Raw genomic sequence first — 18,980 nt, forward strand, 5'->3', positions numbered from 1 at the left:
TACTTATTTATTATCTATAGGGATAGAACGCGACGTGCTGGAATTTTCTTTAGCTGCTTGAAATACTGGAGTTTAGGGTGTTTCATAAGCAAATTAACTTAATTTCTGGAATGACTTGAATTAAGTTTGATTTATATTTTTAATTTCTGTCTTCCTTTATAATCATTTTTACGGCCCCACCTTTGCCCTGAATCATCCCCATTTCTTTCATTTTTTCATCTCTGATTATTTTGAACTCTTGGGCAGTTAGTTTTTTCCCTTTTGTAGGTTTTATTATTTCATTTTCCTTTAAATTTCTAAAATTAAGTTGTGTTGCGGTAATAGTTCTGGAATCTTTGTCAAATTCAATACGAAGTATAACACCCGGTAAATTTGTAAACCCATTGGGTCCTATATGGATTGGAATTTGTGGAGTAAACCAGGCTACAACATCTAAGGTAGTATCCATCAATATGGCTTTTTGGCAAGGATATCCGAGAATCATTTTTTGATCATCGGTTAATTTCCATTTCTTAGTGCTTAGATCACCGGTGACTAAAAATTGTTTTCCAAAAAACTCTGTGGATTGTATTAGCAGATTTTTTTCCTGATTGGTATATATATTATTTTCAGGATTTTTCATTACGATTTGCATATCCATTCCATTTTCTTCATGGGTTATATCTAAATCTTCATTTTTTGCATCATCTCTATAGTAAGATTCATTTGAAGTAAACAAGAGTGTTTTTAAGATAGTCTGACTAGGAGGTAATGTTTTTTTGAGGGACTCATTTCCGTCCGGTAAATCAATGATTATTTTAATACGTTCTTCATATTTTATTTCGCCTGAAGATTGTTGCGATTTTAGAATGAACGGTAGGCAAAAGATAAGAAATAGAATTTTGTTTTTCATAATTTAAATTTTTTATTGGATCAAAGGTATATTTTGAATTTAAATAGTAAGGTTAATTAAGCTTGATACAAGGTTAATTAAGGTTAAAGTTCATTTTGGTTGAAGAAAGTGATTTAAATTTGTGGTTAAATGGAAATGAAAGGAAATAAAAAGCAAATTCTGGCTAATGGTTTAATGGTTTCAAGTTTGGTTTTTCTAGCTTGTTTTCTTTCGCTTTATTTGTACAAAAGTTATCAAAAGGAGTACGCTAATTTACAGCGGGAGGTCGGTTATTATTTTGTAAGTTCTATTCGTAATATTGAAGGCGGTGTCCTGAATAAATTAATTTTTCAATCGGATAGTATGATACAGCCTCAATTTCATACAAAGCATTTTCGCAGAGATTCTAAAACTTTAAAATCAATAATAAAGATTGAAGATCATAATATTGAAATGCAGGGGAGGAAACTGGAAGTAAGAGTAGATCGGACAGAGAAGGAGCTTGACCTGAATCAAATTGAAGGTTCCGTGACCATGTTTATTGCAATGGGAAATGACAGTATGGAGTTGAGGGATTCTTGTGTACCTGTGTCCGAATCAACGAGGGATTTTTTAAGTGCTTTGGAAGCTAATTTTAAATCTAATATGCAAATTGCTAAGCTTCCAATTTCCTATTCAATAACAAAAGAAGGTGTAGATACTCTCATGAATCGCAAGATCACTTTAATGGCATCTTATACAGATGTTACCAATGGAGATCGGTATGTTGTTAATATTGAGAATTATTCACTTTATCTGATCAGAATGATTTTACCAGAAGTACTTTTTTCTATATTATTATTTTTGAGTCTTTTGATATCATTTTACTTGGTTTATAAGTCCTTAGCTTCAGAAAGCATGCTGCTCAATTTGAAAAATGATTTTATTCAAAACATTACGCATGAATTGAAAACACCCGTTGCCACTGTTAGTGTTGCACTTGAAGCATTGCAAGATTTTAATGTATTAGAAGATTCAATAAAGAGAACGGATTATATAAACATTTCAAAGCAAGAGTTGAAGCGACTTTCTCTTTTGATTGATCGGGTATTAAACATTTCGCAGGTAGGAAAAAAAATGCCTACTATATATGCAACTAAGCTTGAGCTTAATAAAGTGGTATTGGATATTTTGGTTGCTTTAAAATTGCAGTTTGAAAAGTATCGATTTGATATAAATTTTGAATGTATTGGGGATGATTTTATCATCTTCGGTGATAAACAACAAATCGAAAGTCTGGTATTCAATTTATTGGATAATGCTTTAAAGTATGGTAACAAGGATCAACCTAAGATTCAAATTCAAATTAAACAGCAGGAAAAATTTGTATGTTTGATAGTGTCTGATAATGGTATTGGTATTCCAAAAGAATACCAGGATCATATTTTTGAAAAATTTTATAGGGTCCCTCAGGGTGAAATTCATAATGTGAAAGGGTATGGTTTGGGCTTGAGTTATGTTGCTGCAGTTGTCCAGGAGATGGGCGGAAAGATTCAAGTTGAAAGTACGCAAAATGTAGGCACCAGTTTTATAATTCAATTTCCAATGCGCCAAGCTGATTAGTTTAAAGATATGAATAAAATTCGATTATTTTATGTTGAAGATGAGCCATCTCTTGGCAAAATCGTGAAAGAATCCTTAGAAAGTAGAGATTTTGAAGTTCGAATGATTACATCTGGTTTGAACGCTATAGAAGAGTTCAAACTTTTTAATCCGGATGTATGTGTTTTAGATGTAATGTTGCCACATAAAGATGGATTTACAATTAGTAAAGAAATAAAAGAAATTCCAAGTTCTGTTCCAATTTTATTCTTAACTGCGAAAAATCAAACAGAAGATATATTGAAAGGCTTTGCTTCAGGATGCAATGATTATATTCACAAACCGTTTAGTATGGAGGAGCTTATCGTGAGAATAAAAAATTTGCTTAGCTTAACGAGTATTCGCCACACAATAAGTTCTTTGTCTACCAGTGTGGATTCTATGAATATAGGATTGTATATATTTTTTCCACTTCGTCAGGAACTGCATTTTGAGAATGACGTCCGAAGATTATCTCATAGAGAAACGGAATTATTATTGCTCCTTAGTAATTCTTTAAATCAATTGGTTACGCGTAAGGAAATACTTATGAAGATTTGGGGAAATGATTCTTTTTTTAATTCCAGGAATCTTGATGTTTATATTAATAAGTTGAGAGATTGTTTGAGGAGTGATAGTAGGGTAGAATTGATTACCTTAAAAGGGGTAGGATATAGATTGGTAGGATAATGGGATTTTATAATAATTCAATTGAATAATGTTCAAAAAAAAATAAAATTATTTTTACAATAAAATATTTATGATGAACATAAATATTATTGCATTAAATCATTTACATGTTGCGTAAAAAAATCTTCATAGTACTTAAAGTCAGGTGTATTTAAATCCGAACTCCAAGGCCTATCTATCCAAACTCGAAGTTGGATGGATTGAGATGCAAGTGGATTATTTAAAAATCGCTCTTCTTCTTTTTGATTCATAAATCCACCTTGAAGGTCAAAAGTCAAAACGTCGATATCTGTTATGTTATCAAAGTATTCAGGTTGCGTAGTAGCTAAATAGCGTTTAGCTTCTGTATGGAGTTTGACTAAAGTGCAAATATGATAATTAAATCCATGTCGGGAGAGATATTCAGCGCCAAGCTTTTGATGGTCAATAGCACTAAATTTACCTTTATGTAATGATTCCGGAATAAAGTAACCAATGTTATGAATAAATGCAGAAAATATTAGGGAGACCTCTGTGGTTTCTTGTTCTGCCCAATATGCAGTTTGCAAAGCATGTTTTAGTTGAGAAATGTCATCATCATCGTCAGAAAAGTCTATGGATTTATAAAAAGCTAAAGCCTTTTCGAGATTTTTTATATGCTTAAAATTCGTTGATTCCATTGCAAATCTATGGTTGAATAATTTGCACAGCTTTAAATGTTTAAAGTCGTGCAAAAATAGCGAATGCAATGTAATGTTAACTTTATCTTATTGTTAAATAATCATAAACTTTACAAATGTAGAGTTTGGATGATAATCGACAAATGCGTTATTAGCATGTTGAATGAAATGTGGGGTGATTCAGAATTTTATTACATTTGAATTTAAATATTATTGTATGTCGTCAAAGTAATTTTAACTTTTCACTTTTTTTAGTTTAGAATCAATTTCTTTCGGTTATGTATTGGTGTATGGTATATAGAATTGAAATCTCTATTACTATATTGATGATCTTTTATGATTTCAACATATCGCTCCTTGACATCTTTCACAATGCTTTCCCATGGATGATAAATTGAATTTATTGCTCCTTCTCCTGCTTTTTTTATCGTCTGTTTATCTTTTATCAAGGCAGCTATTTTTTGAACTAATGAATCCCGGTCATTCTCAATGGTAAATCCATTTTCTCCATCGATAATATTTTCTGCAGAGGAACTCCCAGCTACAACTATAGAAGGTATTTTAAACGCTGCTGCTTCTTGCATAACGAGTGGGGAGTTGTCGTAAATTGATGGAAACACAAATAAATCTGATGCTGCATAAATTTTTTTGAGTTCGGTACGGTCGGTAATTACTCCAAGAAATTTTACTTTATCTTTTAGATTAAATTCCTTAGCCAGTTTTTTCATTTCTTTTGCTGCGTACCCTTCTCCGACAAATATCATTTTAAATTTTACCTTGTTGTTATGAAGCGTTTTTAGGGCCTCAAGTATTAATTTTACATTTTTTTCCCACCGGTGTTGACCAACAAATAGCATGACAAATTCAGTATCGTCTGCTTCAATCATTTTTAATCCTTCTTTGCGGTAATTTTGAAATTTATTTTTACCAGGAGCTTCCATGTCAGTACCATTTGGCATTATTTCCAAGGCACCTTTAAATCCATATTCTTTCAGTGTATTTCCGGTTGCTTTATTGGGCACCCATACAAAGTCAGCTTCATTATAAAAATTTAAAATCGTCTTTATCATGTAGTTAATGAAATATTCATTATTGATTATTTTTTTAAAATCATCTCGGTATTTACTATGAAAGGTAGTAACAAAGGGGATGTTTTTTTTCTTTGCTAGCTTAAGTGCAAATTGTCCACTTACAAACGGACAATGTGCATGTAATAAATCAAAATTGATTTGTTTAATTTTCTTTTTAAATTTCACATCAACCATTGGAATGCCTACCCGATAAGGCTTCATACCCGGAAGCTGAACCGATTTGAAGCGATATACCTTGTAATCCACATCATCTTTGTAATTTTTTACCTTTGGTGCTGCAAGGATACTTTTTACATTATTTTCTTGTAACCAATGTGCATAGTTATGAGCAGTCATTCCAACACCATCCATAATTGGAAAATATGAATCATTAAATTGGCACGTAGTATATTCCATAGTGCAAAAGTATCTGTATGTCTTTGAAGAATATACAGTTGTAGATTTGGTAACGGAAATTTAATATAGCAAATTTATTTTTAGTTGACTAAATCATGGTAATAAAATTTGGATGTTGATTCTGAGTTATTTGTCGCATTCATCCTACTTTATTTCTTTACTATTTGTTATTATTATCTTGTTTATTATTTGTATTTTATTTTATTATTTATGAATTATTTGATAATTATCAAATAACAAGATACAGTCAATTGTAAGTTCATGTTACAATAGCTTTGTGATAAATTTTACTTATGAAAACTTCTTTTACACAATTTTTACTCTGTTCCTTACTAATATTGCTTTTTAAAATGGAAAGTAACTCGCAAATTGCAATGTTGCAAGATTACCAAAACAATAGTTCTGCATTCATTGGAACGTATAAGGGAGTTGATTTTAGAGAAGCAGGTTTTTCTGGATTGTTTCCAATTCCTGAAACCAACAATAAAGAATTTTGGGTATGTTCTGACAGAGGTGTAAATGTCGATTGTGCAAATGCCAATCTTGCAGCTTGTAGACCAACTTATGATAAGATGTATTCTTTTCCATCTTATGCTCCTAAAATTCACAGAGTTCGAATTCAAAATAATATTTTGGAAATCTTACAAACAATTACTGTAAAAAGGCCAGATGGTGGTCCGGCTTCAGGTATTATTAATCCTACCGGTTTAGGAAGTACAGCGATAGAATTAGCATCCATTGATACAGTACAAGATTGCGCTAACTTTCTTTTAAAAACAACGGCAAAGGATACTTTTGGAATTGATCCGGAAGGTATTGTAGTTGATAAGGATGGAAATTTTTGGTTATGTGAAGAAGGAGGAGCAACTATTTGGAAACTGGATCCAAATGGCGTATTGCTGAAACGGTATACACCCTATGCAAATCTTCCAGGTGCGCAATCGGTAGATGTACAAATTGATACGGTCTTTAAATACCGTAAAAACAATCGTGGTTTTGAAGGCATATCCATAACACCGAATGGGAAAATTTATGCAATTATTCAAAGTGGCATTCTTTACCCAACTCAAGCAATAGGTGAAGCATCAAGAGTTCATCGCATTTTGGAAATTGATCCTGTTACAAATACGCAACGAATGTTTGCTTATCTTAATGATGGTGTGATTGGTAGTGGTGGTAATTCGATTCGCTTAAGAGATTGGAAAATTGGGGATATGGTTGCAATCAATGACAGTACGTTTTTAGTATTAGAAGCGGCCTTGAGAGGAACCACGGATATTAAAAGAATTTACCTTATTAATATCAATCAAGCTACTCCAGTAAATTCAGGATTGTATAATGGCCTTACTTTAGAAGGTCTTGTTGACTCCAGTGGATTAGCAAATAATAGTATCAAAGCAGTGAAGAAAACATTGTTTATGGATTTATTAGCAAATGGCTGGCCTGCAGTTTTGGATAAAGCAGAAGGGTTAGCAATATTAAATGACAGTACGATTGCGGTTTGTAATGATAATGACTTTGGACAATCTTGCCCACTCGCAGATGGACTTCCAATTGCCACAAATAATAAGAGTCATATAATTACTTATGGATTGCATGGAGCAAATAAAATTCCTAATTATCAAAATCCTCCTTCAATTAATATATCACAAGGACAAACTGGTTTTAGTACATCACAAACTCCATATTTGATTCCTACTTTGCCAAATGTTTCATTTACATCTATCTTAACTGCAGGTGATACTGCTACAAATGGATATAAAATGACAGGAATTCCTGATGGGACCGGAGCATTAGATAATGAAGATGGAACGTTTAGTTTATTTGTAAATCACGAAATACCAAGTGCAGGAGGAGTCCTTAGAGCGCATGGAGCCAAAGGAGGATTTATTTCTAAATGGATTATTGATAAGAATAGTCTTGAAGTTTTAAATGGAAGTGATTTAATAAGAACAGTGAAACTTTGGAATGGATCAGGATACACTAACTATAATCCTGAGGATACAACAAGCAGAAAAGCATTTAATCGTTTTTGTTCTGCAGATCTTCCAGAAGTTTCTGCATTTTATAATGATGCAACTGGATTTGGTACAGAGGAGCGTATTTTTATAAATGGTGAAGAGGCAGGTAATGAAGGTCGTGCGTTTGCTCATATTGTTACAGGTCCAAATGCAGGTACAAGTTATGAACTTCCGGCATTAGGTAAATTCTCCTGGGAAAATGCACTGGCAAACCCAGCAACAGGTAATAAAACAATTGTAATTGGAACAGATGATTCTACTCCAGGACAAGTTTATATTTATATAGGAAATAAAACTAAAAATGGCACAGAAGTAGATAAAGCTGGTTTAACAAATGGTAAATTATATGGAATCTCCGTTTCCGGTTTTAATACAGAAACCAACACAAATATACCAGCGGTTAACACGGCATTTGGGTTAATTGATTTAGGAATTGTAAGTGATTCATCGGGTGCATCCTTAAATACCAAAAGTAACAACCTTGGTGTTACAAATTTCTTGAGACCTGAAGATGGAGCATGGGACCCAGTAAATCCAAATGATTTTTATTTTGTAACTACCAACGGATTTACAAGTCCAAGTCGGTTATGGAGATTACACTTCAACGATATTAACGATATGAATTCTGGCGGACTTATATCAGTGCTTCTGGTTGGAACAGAAGGTCCAAAGATGATGGATAATTTGACCATTGATAATTCAGGTCACATTTTAATTCAAGAAGATCCAGGAAATCAAACATATATTGCAAAGATTTGGCAGTATACAATTGCAACTGGTGAAATAAAAGAAATTGCGCATCATGATCCAAATCGATTTCTAACTGGTGCTGTAAATTTTTTAACCCAGGATGAAGAATCCTCAGGGATCATTGATGTACAAAGTATTTTGGGACCAGGCAAATTCTTATTAGTCGACCAGGCGCATTATTCCATTGCAGGAGAAGTTTATGAGGGTGGTCAAATACTTGCTTTGTTTAATGGAGATACATACAACGCAAATCCTGAAATAGATTTATATGGAAATGGAATAGAGATTTTTGATGGAGACCCGAATCCAAATCCTTATAACAATACTTTATTTGGAGTTACCAATATTGGAAGTACAGTAGATAGGACTTTTATTATTCAAAATAATGGCGTTGGAAATTTGAATATTCAAGCTATTCATTTTAGAGGTATAAATGCCGGCTCATTTTCATTAGTGTTTCCACCAATATTTCCTTTGAATTTACAGGTTGGAGGATCCCAAAGTTTTACAGTAAGATTTACACCAAATACTACCGGTACGCACGTTTCAACCATTCATATTATAAGTAATGATATTGATGAAAAAAATTATGATTTTGGTTTACAAGGGGATGTGCTAACGAGTGTCACCAGTTTAAACGATAAAATTTCAAATATAGATTTATTTCCGAATCCAACTTCTTATGAGTCAATTCTTACTTTGACTGCAGCGTCTGCAGAGCAAATTCATATATCCATAGTTGATGTGCAGGGAAAACTAGTATTGACGCCGATTGAGAAAACTTTAAATGTTGGAAAAAATGCTATTCCACTTTCAACAAGTAAGCTTATGAGCGGCATCTATTTTATTCAACTTAAATCAGGGAGTTATTCCAATAAGTTAAAGTTAGAAGTAATGCATTGATCTGCTTTGTATATAATATTTCTAACGGGAAGTGATGTAGAAACACTTCCCGTTTTTTTTTGCTTTTAGAACCTACAAATTATCATTTATTGTATTCATTCGTATATTGATTTATTCAATTTTATTTATTTATTTTGACAATAATCATTATAAATTTTGATTATTATCAATTATTTTAGTATAGTTTACTTTAAATTTGGAATTGATTAATTCTAATTTTTAATGCAAATTCTAAAAATAGGGTTTATAATACTGCTGATTTTACATGGACTCATTCATTTGATGGGCTTTGTAAAAGCCTTTCATATTGTAACCGTGAACCCCTTAAGTCAGTCGATTTCTAAGTTTAATGGTGTCCTTTGGCTGCTCACAGGTTTTGTTTTTTTATTTAGTGCTATACTATTGATATTGCATCAGGATACCTGGTGGATCCCTTTATTGGTGGCAATTGCGCTATCACAATACCTCCTTTTTTCAAGCTGGCAAGATGCTAAATATGGCAGCATTGTAAATATTATCTTGGTACTTGTATGCCTACTCGGATATTTTAGTTGGAGCTTTCAGTGGAAATATAAAGAGGAAGTGCGGTTCCGTTTGACTCAAACCCAATCTGCTAATGAAACTATTTTATTAGAATCAGATATTCAAAATTTACCAAAAATAGTTCAGAAAAATTTGCTCCACGCTGGTGTTGTAGGGCAGCCTAAAGTTCGAAATTTCAAAATAAAATTTAAGGGTCAAATTAGGAAAAACGAACAATCCAAATGGATGCAATTCACATCTGAACAGTATAATTTTTTAGATGCCTCCACCCGATTATTTTTTATGAAGGCCAGTATGAATGGATTGCCGGTAGCAGGATTCCATTCATTTAAAGGAGGTGATGCATTTATGGATATTCGATTATTTTCAATATTTAAAGTGCAATATCAATCTGGTGCAGAAATGGGTATTGCAGAGACGGTAACATTTTTTAACGATATGTGCTGTATGGCACCTGCAACGTTGATTGATAATAAAATTCAATGGTTGCAAGAAGATTCATTGAAAGTGAAGGCTCGTTTTACGAATCAGGGCATTTCTATAGAAGCTTGGTTGTATTTCAACAAGGATGGTGCCCTTGTAAATTTTATTTCGAATGACCGGTTTGCAACAACAGAATCTAATACCATGGAAAGAATACCCTGGGCTACTCCTCTTAAAGATTACCAACTTATAAGTGGGCGAATGCTAGCTACGAATGCAGATGCAGTTTACAGCTACCCAAGCGGGGATTTTTGTTATGGGCAGTTTCAATTGGTTCAAGTGGAATATAATTGCACATTGTAGGTTTAATTTAATTTAATTTTATTGTGTTTTTTGAACACTATTTTATAAAATTTAATCTATGTAATAAGTTATTTTATGAATCGATTCTTGAAAATATTTGCTGCTTTACTCCTATTGTTTAATGGGTTAGGGGCTATTTATGGAGGATGGAATTTAATGTTACATCCAGATGGAAGTAGTATACAATTATCGATGGAATGGTTAAAATATTCAAATTTTGAAAATTATTTTATTCCTGGTTTAGTGCTTTTTATTGCGAATGGTGTGTTTAGTTTATTGGCATTTATGGTTCTTGTTTTGAATTTAAAAAATTTTCATTGGTTAATAATTTTGCAAGGTGTTATTCTTTGTGGATGGATTTTTATTCAGATACTTCTAATTCAAAACGTATATTTTCTGCATTACATTATGGTTGGTGTTGGAATATTTTTAATTGGAATAGGGTATTTATTGTCTCGAAAAGATGAAACAGTATGATTGAATTATTTAATTTTTACATATTCTTATAGACGATATATTTCTAACTCAAACGAAGCTTAATTTTAACTGTCCTATAAGGTTTGTTGAAATAACCTGGCTAGTATACCTAAGGATATAGTATATTTGATCTATGGTAAGATTTGTATATTTTGTTATCGCCATATTTTTTGTTTCAATTTCCTTTTCTCAGGATAAAAATATGAAGACACTTTATGATTTTAAGGTTCGGACAATTGATGGTAAGGTGTTTGATTTTAGTACATTTGTTGGAAAGAAAATATTAATTGTCAACACTGCTTCGGAATGCGGATACACCCCTCAGTATGCAGAATTGGAAGCGTTGTATAAAAAGTATGGTGGCGATCAGTTTGCGATTATTGGTTTTCCAGCAAATAATTTTGGCGCACAGGAGCCAGGTACAAATGAGGAGATTAAAGTGTTTTGCACAAAAAATTACGGTGTAACGTTTCCTATGATGGCCAAGATTTCAGTGAAGGGAGAGGATATCGATCCATTGTATAAATGGCTCACTTTAAAATCTGAGAATGGGGTAGAAGATGCTGAAGTTAAATGGAATTTTCAAAAATATCTGATTGATAAAAATGGACATTGGGTTTCTGTGGTATCCTATAAGGAAAATCCAAACTGTAAAAAAATAGTGGACTGGATAACGAACAACGAGTAATTGAATGTGGACATCCAATTTGCATTGCAGAATAATTTATTATATTTTTTGACCAGGGTATTTAAGTTTATTTTTGTATTGTCGGAATTACCATATTTAGTTTCTTATTTTTTTAATTTAAAATGCATATTTATGAATTCAAATAATGAACGGAAAACAGTCGTGCTTCAAGTTTTTCCAAATTTGTTAGAAGCTAATTTATGTAAAAGTAAATTACTTGAAAATGGTATTGATTCATTTCTACTAGATGAAAATGTGATTGGCTTAAATCCATTAGGTGAAGTTGAGTTAAAAATTTTTGAAGAGGATTTGGATAAAGCAAGAATATTATTAACCTCGGATTAAAGAGCAGAGTGAAAAAATTTATGAAAGCTTGAAAATCAGCCTAAAAGTATTGCTAACCCACTCATTTTAGTCAATTTAAATTCAAGGATTATTTTAAATATGAAATACTCCTTTGGGGATGAATGTATTTATTTATAAATACCATTCTGATAATTGGTGTAACATAGAATCCTTTCAAATTCTAAATTATAATATTTTGCTTGATTGTACTTTCGTTAATATGCTTAAGTCTCTGAAGACATGAAGCTATCTATTTGATTTTTAGGATAAGTAGCATAAAGAACTTATAAAGTTATTTTTATCTTTGAAACCAGCTTTTAGCCCAGATTTCAATTAGCTATTGTGTAAATGAATTTCTTATGAAGCAAATTCTACTTCTCGGACTTCAATTCATTTTTGCTATGGATGCTTTAACTCAGCAAACCATGGAGCAAAAAATCGATTCTTTAATACATCTTGCCAATACTACCGATAACGAAGCCATTCAGCTTTTACTTTTAAACAAGATTTGCTTTGCTTATAATGAACAGGATCCTACCAAGGGATTAGAGTTTGGAATGAAAGCAGAAAAGCTGGCTGTAAAGCTAGATGATATGGAAAGTCTTACGCAGGCATACAATGGGATTGGAGCAAATTATGCAATGCTATCAATGCATGATTTAGCTGTGCAGTATTTTGAGAAAGCAGGACTGATCAATCTCGAAATTGGGAATAAAAAGGGATACGCACAGAATTTAGGGAATATTGGTCAAGTGAAATATTATGCTGGTGATTTTGATGGAGCTTTGGATTATTTGATAAAGTCTCTACGTATTATGGAGCAGTGCAATGATACGATCGGGATCGCTATTCAGGCGGGAGTGATTGCAAACATTTACAATATTCAAAAACAGAATGATAAGGCCTTGTACTATGATTCTATTGCTTTGCTCCATTATAAAGCAGCGCATGATGAAGACGGAATAGCACTTACGCTCGGTAATTTGGCGAATCGGTTTTCCGAATTAGGACAACAGCTACTTGCTTTGGAGAATTATCAAAAAGCAATTGACATCTATAGAAAATTAGGCAGTAAATCTGGAGTTGCAAGAAATTTGATTAATATGGCAACTATTTATAATGACCAAAATAATTTTAAAAAAGCGGCAAGTCTTTTGACAGAAGCCAGAGAGGTATATACTTTACTCAAAGATAGAAGAGGTTTTGCAATTGCTTCTGGAAACCTTGGGACTAGTTATTGTAAAAGTTATTACCAATTTGAAAGTTCAGATACCAGCATTGAGATCGTAGTAGATTCAAAAGCTAATTTGCTGAGCAAAGCAATATCGTATTATAAAATTGCAGTTGATATTCTTATTGAAATTCAGGAACCAACTTCACTCGATGCATTTTCAAAAGAGTTATCTTTAATTTATATCGAAAAACAGGATTATAAAAATGCCTTGAAGTATTTTAAAATTTATTCGCAGACCAAAGATACAATTTATTCAAATGAGAGTAAAATTGCTATTGAGAAATTGACAACTGAAAGAGAAATCGAACTCAAAAATAAACAGATTGAAATAAATAGATTGGAAGTATTGAAAAAAAGAAATGAAAGAATCTACTTTATTTTAGCCCTGTGTTTGCTGATGATGATTGCCATTTTTATTTATACAAATTATAAAAACCAAAAGAGATCTAATGCTAAATTGGCAGAATTAAATGTGCAGGTGTCGGATACAAACACTGAGTTGGAATTAAACAATATAGCACTTTCTTCAACTTTGATTCATCTTAAAGAGACGCAGAAACAATTAATTGAAACAGAAAAGCAAAAGGAAAATGCGATCATCAGAAGTAGGATTTCACAAGATATTCATGATGATATTAGTTCAGGACTTACAAAGATTTCATGGTTGGCAGAACTGTTAATAGCAAAATCAACGAGTGATCCAACCCATTCAGATCTTGGCTTATTAGATAAAATTAATGCCAATTCAAGGGAAACGATTTCTAAATTAGGTGAAATCATTTGGTCTACGAATCCAGATAGGGACAATTTAGAAAGTTTGTTATCATATATTAGAAATTATATTAGTAAATATCTTGAAGATACTAGTTTCCAATACAAAATTAATTTTCCGGAAGAGCTGCCTGAAATTTTCATTAATCCAGCCTTGAGAAGAAATCTTTTTCTCGTTTTAAAGGAAGCTCTTCATAATGCTGTAAAATATTCTAAAGCAAAAGAGATAAAAATTTCATTTTCACTTTCGGATACTTATTATTGCCTTAGTGTTGGAGATAATGGAATTGGCATGAAGGAGGGAGTAATCCAAGGAGGAGGGAATGGTCTCAACAATATGAGGAAAAGGATGGAGGCAATTCAGGGTACTTTAAAGATCGAATCTTCAGCTGAAACAGGAACTAAAATTGCCTTTGAAGGATATTTGTCTTAAGTAATATGATGCTTTGCATCATATTAAGAAGGCTAATGAATTTAAGAAGAGTCAATTGCAGTAGAAGAGCCTCCTGGATGTCATGATTTTAGAGTGTTCCTTTATGGATATGCTCGGTTTTATCTACTTTTATGGGGTCTAGACCACAATGCTAAGTTTATACCTTTGTGGGATAGAAATTTTTACTTTTATTTGTACTTAGAATTATTGATGAATCATGAATTTATGTTTTGGCATCATTACATTGAATCCCACTCCAGGACTTGCTGATAAGAATTTTACCTGTTTTCAAAAATTGCAACGTAAATTTCCAAGTGCGTTAGGATCTAAAAATTTAATCAGAAATCATGCTATTGAAATTATTGGTGATATAGAGCAATCCATTCATCACGATAGCTCTTCGCTTTTCTTTTGTGGGGAATTATACAATTCCGAGATTTTAAAATCTGGATCTGGCCATACATTACCCGTTGCAATGAATACTGCAGAACGAATTCATGTACAAATTGAAAAGTTTGGCATAGCAGGGTTATCAGATTTGAATGGCAGATTTACCATCGTATATCAGGATTTGTTAAACAAAACCTTGCACATCATCAATGATCAGATGGGTATTCAGCAATTATATTATTTTCAGCATAAAGATTTTATCCTTTTTGGCTCAGAAATAAAATTTCTACTCGCCCATCCAATTTGTCCTTGCGAAATTGATTGGGAACATTCTTTAAAAAGATCACTTCCATTTCAGGTAATTAATGGCGCCATAAATTACAATGCCTGGTTTAAGCAAATAAATTTGTTGTCTGAAGGATCGGATTTGCAAATACTATTAGGAAAAGGAAGCCAAATTGTATTTACAAAGTATTGGGATCATTTGCATTTGACGCAAGCTTCCGGTATAGAAGATCGGCGTAGCATCGAACAGGTAATGGAGGAATATATGGATTTGCTTAACGATTCTGTTAGAATCCGTATTCAGGATAGCCCAATTGCTTATTCCTTACTTAGTGGTGGACTTGATTCGTCTATTTTGTGTGCAATGTCTGCAAATTATAAAACCTTGGAAACATTTTCCATAATCAATAGGACAACCTGTTTGGAAGACACAACAAAATATTGCACACAATTAGCGAAGGATCTAAATTTTGACAATTCGCAATTTATGATCCCTGTGCATAAATTGAGTGCCAATCGCAATTTGTGGAAGCAAAGAATCTGGAGAGCTGAGTCCCCGTACAATCATCCCGATTCGCTGGCAAAGACTTTGTTGCATTCTGCAATCCGAACTAAAAACCCAAATATAAAATACACTTTAACTGGTACTGGCAGCGACCAATGGAATGGAGGGTTAGTGCGGTGGGTAGTTAATGATGCAGAGGATCATGATCAAAGTTGGAATAACTTTTACAAACAAATTCTTGATGAAGAAAATAAGTGTTTCATCGATAGAAAGTACGAAACGCTTTGGGCTTCCAGAGAATTCATACACCGGGATTTTTTGGAACATATTTCGAATCGAAAATTGGAATGTAACAGTTGGATGTTTTATGTGAATAGTAACTTGCATCTTGACATGTTTTCATTATTATGGGATGAAAATCGTGCAGCAAGTTCTCATGAACACAGTATTCGTTATCCATTTTTAGATCATCGGTTTGCATCCTTTATTTCAAAGATTCCAATAAAATTTCATCCGCAGTTATTTTATGATAAGCAAATTCTACGCCAACCATCCCGAAAGCTACTTCCGGAATATGTTATTGATAAACCGAAAGCACCTGCTGTTTCTGGTCTATACGATTATCGCAATGACATGTATAATGCATTACTTCCTGATAATGATTTGAGTCTTATAGAAGAAGCACTTGGAAGTTTGAATGAGCCGCATCCAGTGATCGACAAAAAAAGGCTGGTCCAAAGTATTCATAGAATGAAAGAAGAACCTGATCAAATTGAATGGCAATATCTTATTCATATTATAAATCTGGGATTGTTGGAAAAATTAGCCGATCAAGATGAGACAAGCATGTCTTATGAACAAACTATTGATCAACCTATCGAGATATTTTTTGATAATACTGATCAAACAAGGTTTTTTTTAGAACAGGCACTTGATATAAAACCTGAATTGGAACTAATGGAAAAAGCAATTCAGTTTGAAGAAAATTGTGGCCTCGTAAGGGATACTGTAAAAAATACGTATTTCCTATTTAAGAATAATATTCTAAATTATGAAATTGATGATTCCAATCCGGAATGGAAATCGTTTTTGTTAAGTATTGATCAATCTAAAACTACACGAGAAATCCTTGAAAGTAAGCAAATTGATTTCGCCCTTATCAAGGAGTACTATGATACTTTAATCAAAGAACAAATATTGATTTATAAATTGAATGGATAATTCATTTAAAACTAGTAAGACGTTTCCTTTTATTCTGCAACGCGGAATGATGGAGTGTGGTCCCACCTGTCTTGCCATGATATTTAAGTACTATGGTTATTATAACATTCAAACCTTGTTGGTTAGGTTGGGTGAAGTAACCACAGCCGGTGTGAATTTATATAGTCTGTCGGAGATAGCCACACAGTTTGGTTTTAATGCAGATGCTTATGAGATGGAGTTTGAGCATTTATCGCAGATAAAATTGCCCTGCATTGCCCATTATAGTGGGTATCATTTTATAGTAATTTACAAAGTTGACGATAAGCAGGTATGGATTGCTGACCCGGCTTATGGTAAAGATGTAATCCCTAAAGAGGAATTTCTGAAAAAATGGAATGGTATTGTGCTTACCGTTGAACCAACCCCCGAAATTTTTAAGAATAAAGATCTGGAAGAGACTGTAAAGGAGTTTATGCAGGAACGAAAATCCCTGTATAAGAAATTTTATGCTCCTGTAATCGCATCCTTGAAGAAAGTGATCTGGCAAATATTAATTGCAACCGGAATTTTACAAATTCTGGGTCTTGCGGTGCCCTTTTTTACGCAAACGATAATAGACAATGTGCTTGTCAATCAGAATAAAAAATTATTGATGGTCATCTTGATTGGCATGATTGGTATTTTTTTAACCCAGATTTTGATGTTGTATGTTCGCAATATTTTTCTGGTTCATTTGCGAGTAAATTTTGAATTGGATTTTTTTAGTAGGTTTTTCAAGCATTTTATTTCTTTGCAACAAAAATATTATGACAATAATCGACGGGAAGACTTCATGGCTCGTTTCCAGGAAAACATCACCATCAGACAATTAGTAAATCCAACGGTCATTGAGAGCGTTATTGATTTATTGTTTGTGTTATTTTATATTCCCGTTTTAATTATTTACAACTCAAAATTAGGTCTTCTTGCTTTGGCTTTCGTTGCAATTTATGCAGCTGTGACTATTTATTTCGCTCCAATAATGCGTGCTTTAATATATAAAGTATTTTATAAAAACTTACTAACGCTTGGTGATTTTCTGGATTCACTTCTAGGCATGCAATCTGTAAAATTATTATCCATCGAGAATTTTAAATTCTGGCAATGGAAAAATACATATAAGAGAACTTTGAATGTGGTTATGGAATCTGAACAGAAGAGCACCATGCTGCACTCCATTCAACGGAGTGTATATTTTATTAGTCAGATTGCTTTATTTTGGGTAGGCGCTTATATGACTTTTAATAATGAAATCACTATTGGACAGTATCTTGCTATTACAGCAATTTTTATGATCCTTTTGAATTCATTAAATAATCTTTCTATGGTATGGTATAATCTTACCGAGCTCTGGGTGAGTATAGGAAGACTGAATGATGTCTTAATTCAGGAACCTGAAAATTCCTCTGTTCTGGATTTAGTCAATGATATTTCTTGTGAAAAAATAGAGGCAAAAAACATTTCATTTCGCTATCACTCAAGTAGTGATACCAATGTGATCAACAATCTTTCTTTTAGACTTGAACGTGGAGAACATATTGGAATCGTTGGTCGAAATGGATCAGGGAAAACAACCTTGGTCAAATTATTGCTTAATTTATATCCTGACTATTCTGGTGAAATTAATTTGGGCAGTACGGAGTTGCGAAAAATTAATCCAATGGTACTGCGGAAAAAAATATTTTTATTTCCTCAAGACATTTATATCTTTAATGGGACTATAAAGGAAAATATTTTATTGGGCAATCTCAATGCAGACATTGAAGATGTAATAAAAGCTGCCAAACTTGCGGGCCTTCATGATTTTATAAAATCCTTGCATCTAGGTTATAACTATAAAATTGGAGACACAGGAGGGAATTTATCAGGTGGGCAGAAACTAAAAATTGGATTTGCAAGATTGTTTTTAAGCGATCCGGAAGTTATCATTTTGGATGAAGCAAGTAGTATGTTAGATATTGAATCCGAACAACTGATTATTCACAATGTGAAAACTCATTTTAAGGATAGAACAATTATTAGTATAGCTCATCGCATGCATACTTTGAAAAATGTGGATAGGATTTGGGTAATTGATAATGGAGAAATCGTGGAAGAAGGTACCCACCATGAGTTAATAAAGATTGATGACGGATTATATCGAAAGTTTATGCAGACCTATATAGATTATTGATGAACTATTGCAGATTATTTTTGGAGCATTAAAAATTAATAAGATTCACCATGAAAGAGAGTCATGATTTGGAACCCCAACAATACCAAAGAATGTATTGGGAAGAA

At 32.8% G+C, this 18,980-nt stretch carries 13 protein-coding genes; 10 read left to right on the forward strand and 3 right to left on the reverse strand.

Annotated elements, in window-relative coordinates:
• Positions 1 to 139 precede the first annotated feature (139 nt).
• On the reverse strand, positions 140 to 892 hold the full coding sequence (locus IPO86_06680; GenBank protein MBK9727789.1) for a GLPGLI family protein: 753 nt from the start codon (positions 890 to 892) through the stop codon (positions 140 to 142).
• A 129-nt stretch (positions 893 to 1,021) separates the two neighbouring features.
• On the opposite strand from IPO86_06680, the gene IPO86_06685 reads away from it, so the two are divergent.
• Together IPO86_06685 and IPO86_06690 are read left to right on the forward strand one after the other, a co-directional pair.
• Positions 1,022 to 2,473, forward strand: a complete 1,452-nt coding sequence (locus IPO86_06685) for a HAMP domain-containing histidine kinase (GenBank protein MBK9727790.1) — start codon at positions 1,022 to 1,024, stop codon at positions 2,471 to 2,473.
• Positions 2,474 to 2,482: 9 nt separating this feature from the next.
• The gene (locus IPO86_06690) at positions 2,483 to 3,181 is read left to right on the forward strand and encodes a response regulator transcription factor (protein ID MBK9727791.1); all 699 of its coding nucleotides are present in this window, start codon (positions 2,483 to 2,485) and stop codon (positions 3,179 to 3,181) included.
• 86 nt (positions 3,182 to 3,267) lie between these two features.
• Here the strand turns inward: IPO86_06690 and IPO86_06695 are convergent, their stop codons facing one another.
• Positions 3,268 to 3,840, reverse strand: a complete 573-nt coding sequence (locus tag IPO86_06695) for a hypothetical protein (GenBank protein ID MBK9727792.1) — start codon at positions 3,838 to 3,840, stop codon at positions 3,268 to 3,270.
• Between the two features lie 251 nt (positions 3,841 to 4,091).
• Positions 4,092 to 5,327 (reverse strand): glycosyltransferase, encoded by a 1,236-nt coding sequence (locus IPO86_06700; GenBank protein MBK9727793.1) that lies wholly within the window; start codon positions 5,325 to 5,327, stop codon positions 4,092 to 4,094.
• 293 nt (positions 5,328 to 5,620) lie between these two features.
• Here IPO86_06700 and IPO86_06705 point away from each other — a divergent pair, with 293 nt between their 5' ends.
• From IPO86_06705 to IPO86_06740, 8 genes are all read left to right on the forward strand, one after another.
• Positions 5,621 to 9,001 carry an esterase-like activity of phytase family protein gene (locus tag IPO86_06705; GenBank protein ID MBK9727794.1) on the forward strand — a complete coding sequence of 1,127 codons (3,381 nt, stop codon included), beginning with the start codon at positions 5,621 to 5,623 and terminating at the stop codon, positions 8,999 to 9,001.
• A gap of 222 nt (positions 9,002 to 9,223) precedes the next feature.
• Positions 9,224 to 10,330 (forward strand): hypothetical protein, encoded by a 1,107-nt coding sequence (locus IPO86_06710; protein MBK9727795.1) that lies wholly within the window; start codon positions 9,224 to 9,226, stop codon positions 10,328 to 10,330.
• A 75-nt stretch (positions 10,331 to 10,405) separates the two neighbouring features.
• The gene (locus IPO86_06715; protein ID MBK9727796.1) at positions 10,406 to 10,807 is read left to right on the forward strand and encodes a hypothetical protein; all 402 of its coding nucleotides are present in this window, start codon (positions 10,406 to 10,408) and stop codon (positions 10,805 to 10,807) included.
• A gap of 133 nt (positions 10,808 to 10,940) precedes the next feature.
• The gene (locus IPO86_06720) at positions 10,941 to 11,495 is read left to right on the forward strand and encodes a glutathione peroxidase (GenBank protein MBK9727797.1); all 555 of its coding nucleotides are present in this window, start codon (positions 10,941 to 10,943) and stop codon (positions 11,493 to 11,495) included.
• Between the two features lie 132 nt (positions 11,496 to 11,627).
• On the forward strand, positions 11,628 to 11,840 hold the full coding sequence (locus IPO86_06725) for a DUF2007 domain-containing protein (GenBank protein ID MBK9727798.1): 213 nt from the start codon (positions 11,628 to 11,630) through the stop codon (positions 11,838 to 11,840).
• Between the two features lie 359 nt (positions 11,841 to 12,199).
• Positions 12,200 to 14,278 carry a tetratricopeptide repeat protein gene (locus IPO86_06730; protein MBK9727799.1) on the forward strand — a complete coding sequence of 693 codons (2,079 nt, stop codon included), beginning with the start codon at positions 12,200 to 12,202 and terminating at the stop codon, positions 14,276 to 14,278.
• 217 nt (positions 14,279 to 14,495) lie between these two features.
• Entirely contained in the window at positions 14,496 to 16,679 is a 2,184-nt protein-coding gene (locus IPO86_06735; protein MBK9727800.1) for a hypothetical protein, read from the forward strand.
• Complete coding sequence (locus IPO86_06740) at positions 16,672 to 18,873, forward strand: peptidase domain-containing ABC transporter (protein MBK9727801.1); 2,202 nt, start codon at positions 16,672 to 16,674, stop codon at positions 18,871 to 18,873. The genes IPO86_06735 and IPO86_06740 overlap by 8 nt, the downstream gene beginning before the upstream one ends.
• Positions 18,874 to 18,980: the final 107 nt, after the last annotated feature.

This window comes from Saprospiraceae bacterium (assembly GCA_016717265.1).
In the GTDB taxonomy this organism is placed as follows: Bacteria; Bacteroidota; Bacteroidia; order Chitinophagales; family Saprospiraceae; genus Vicinibacter.

Bases quoted from the DNA above. Each gene is read 5' to 3' on its own strand.
- IPO86_06725 (MBK9727798.1), top strand. From the start codon at position 11,628: ATGAATTCAAATAATGAACGGAAAACAGTCGTGCTTCAAGTTTTTCCA.
- IPO86_06735 (MBK9727800.1), top strand. From the start codon at position 14,496: ATGAATTTATGTTTTGGCATCATTACATTGAATCCCACTCCAGGACTT.
- IPO86_06715 (MBK9727796.1), top strand. From the start codon at position 10,406: ATGAATCGATTCTTGAAAATATTTGCTGCTTTACTCCTATTGTTTAAT.
- IPO86_06740 (MBK9727801.1), top strand. From the start codon at position 16,672: ATGGATAATTCATTTAAAACTAGTAAGACGTTTCCTTTTATTCTGCAA.
- IPO86_06710 (MBK9727795.1), top strand. From the start codon at position 9,224: ATGCAAATTCTAAAAATAGGGTTTATAATACTGCTGATTTTACATGGA.
- IPO86_06695 (MBK9727792.1), bottom strand. From the start codon at position 3,840: ATGGAATCAACGAATTTTAAGCATATAAAAAATCTCGAAAAGGCTTTA.
- IPO86_06680 (MBK9727789.1), bottom strand. From the start codon at position 892: ATGAAAAACAAAATTCTATTTCTTATCTTTTGCCTACCGTTCATTCTA.
- IPO86_06690 (MBK9727791.1), top strand. From the start codon at position 2,483: ATGAATAAAATTCGATTATTTTATGTTGAAGATGAGCCATCTCTTGGC.
- IPO86_06720 (MBK9727797.1), top strand. From the start codon at position 10,941: ATGGTAAGATTTGTATATTTTGTTATCGCCATATTTTTTGTTTCAATT.
- IPO86_06700 (MBK9727793.1), bottom strand. From the start codon at position 5,327: ATGGAATATACTACGTGCCAATTTAATGATTCATATTTTCCAATTATG.
- IPO86_06705 (MBK9727794.1), top strand. From the start codon at position 5,621: ATGAAAACTTCTTTTACACAATTTTTACTCTGTTCCTTACTAATATTG.
- IPO86_06730 (MBK9727799.1), top strand. From the start codon at position 12,200: ATGAAGCAAATTCTACTTCTCGGACTTCAATTCATTTTTGCTATGGAT.
- IPO86_06685 (MBK9727790.1), top strand. From the start codon at position 1,022: ATGGAAATGAAAGGAAATAAAAAGCAAATTCTGGCTAATGGTTTAATG.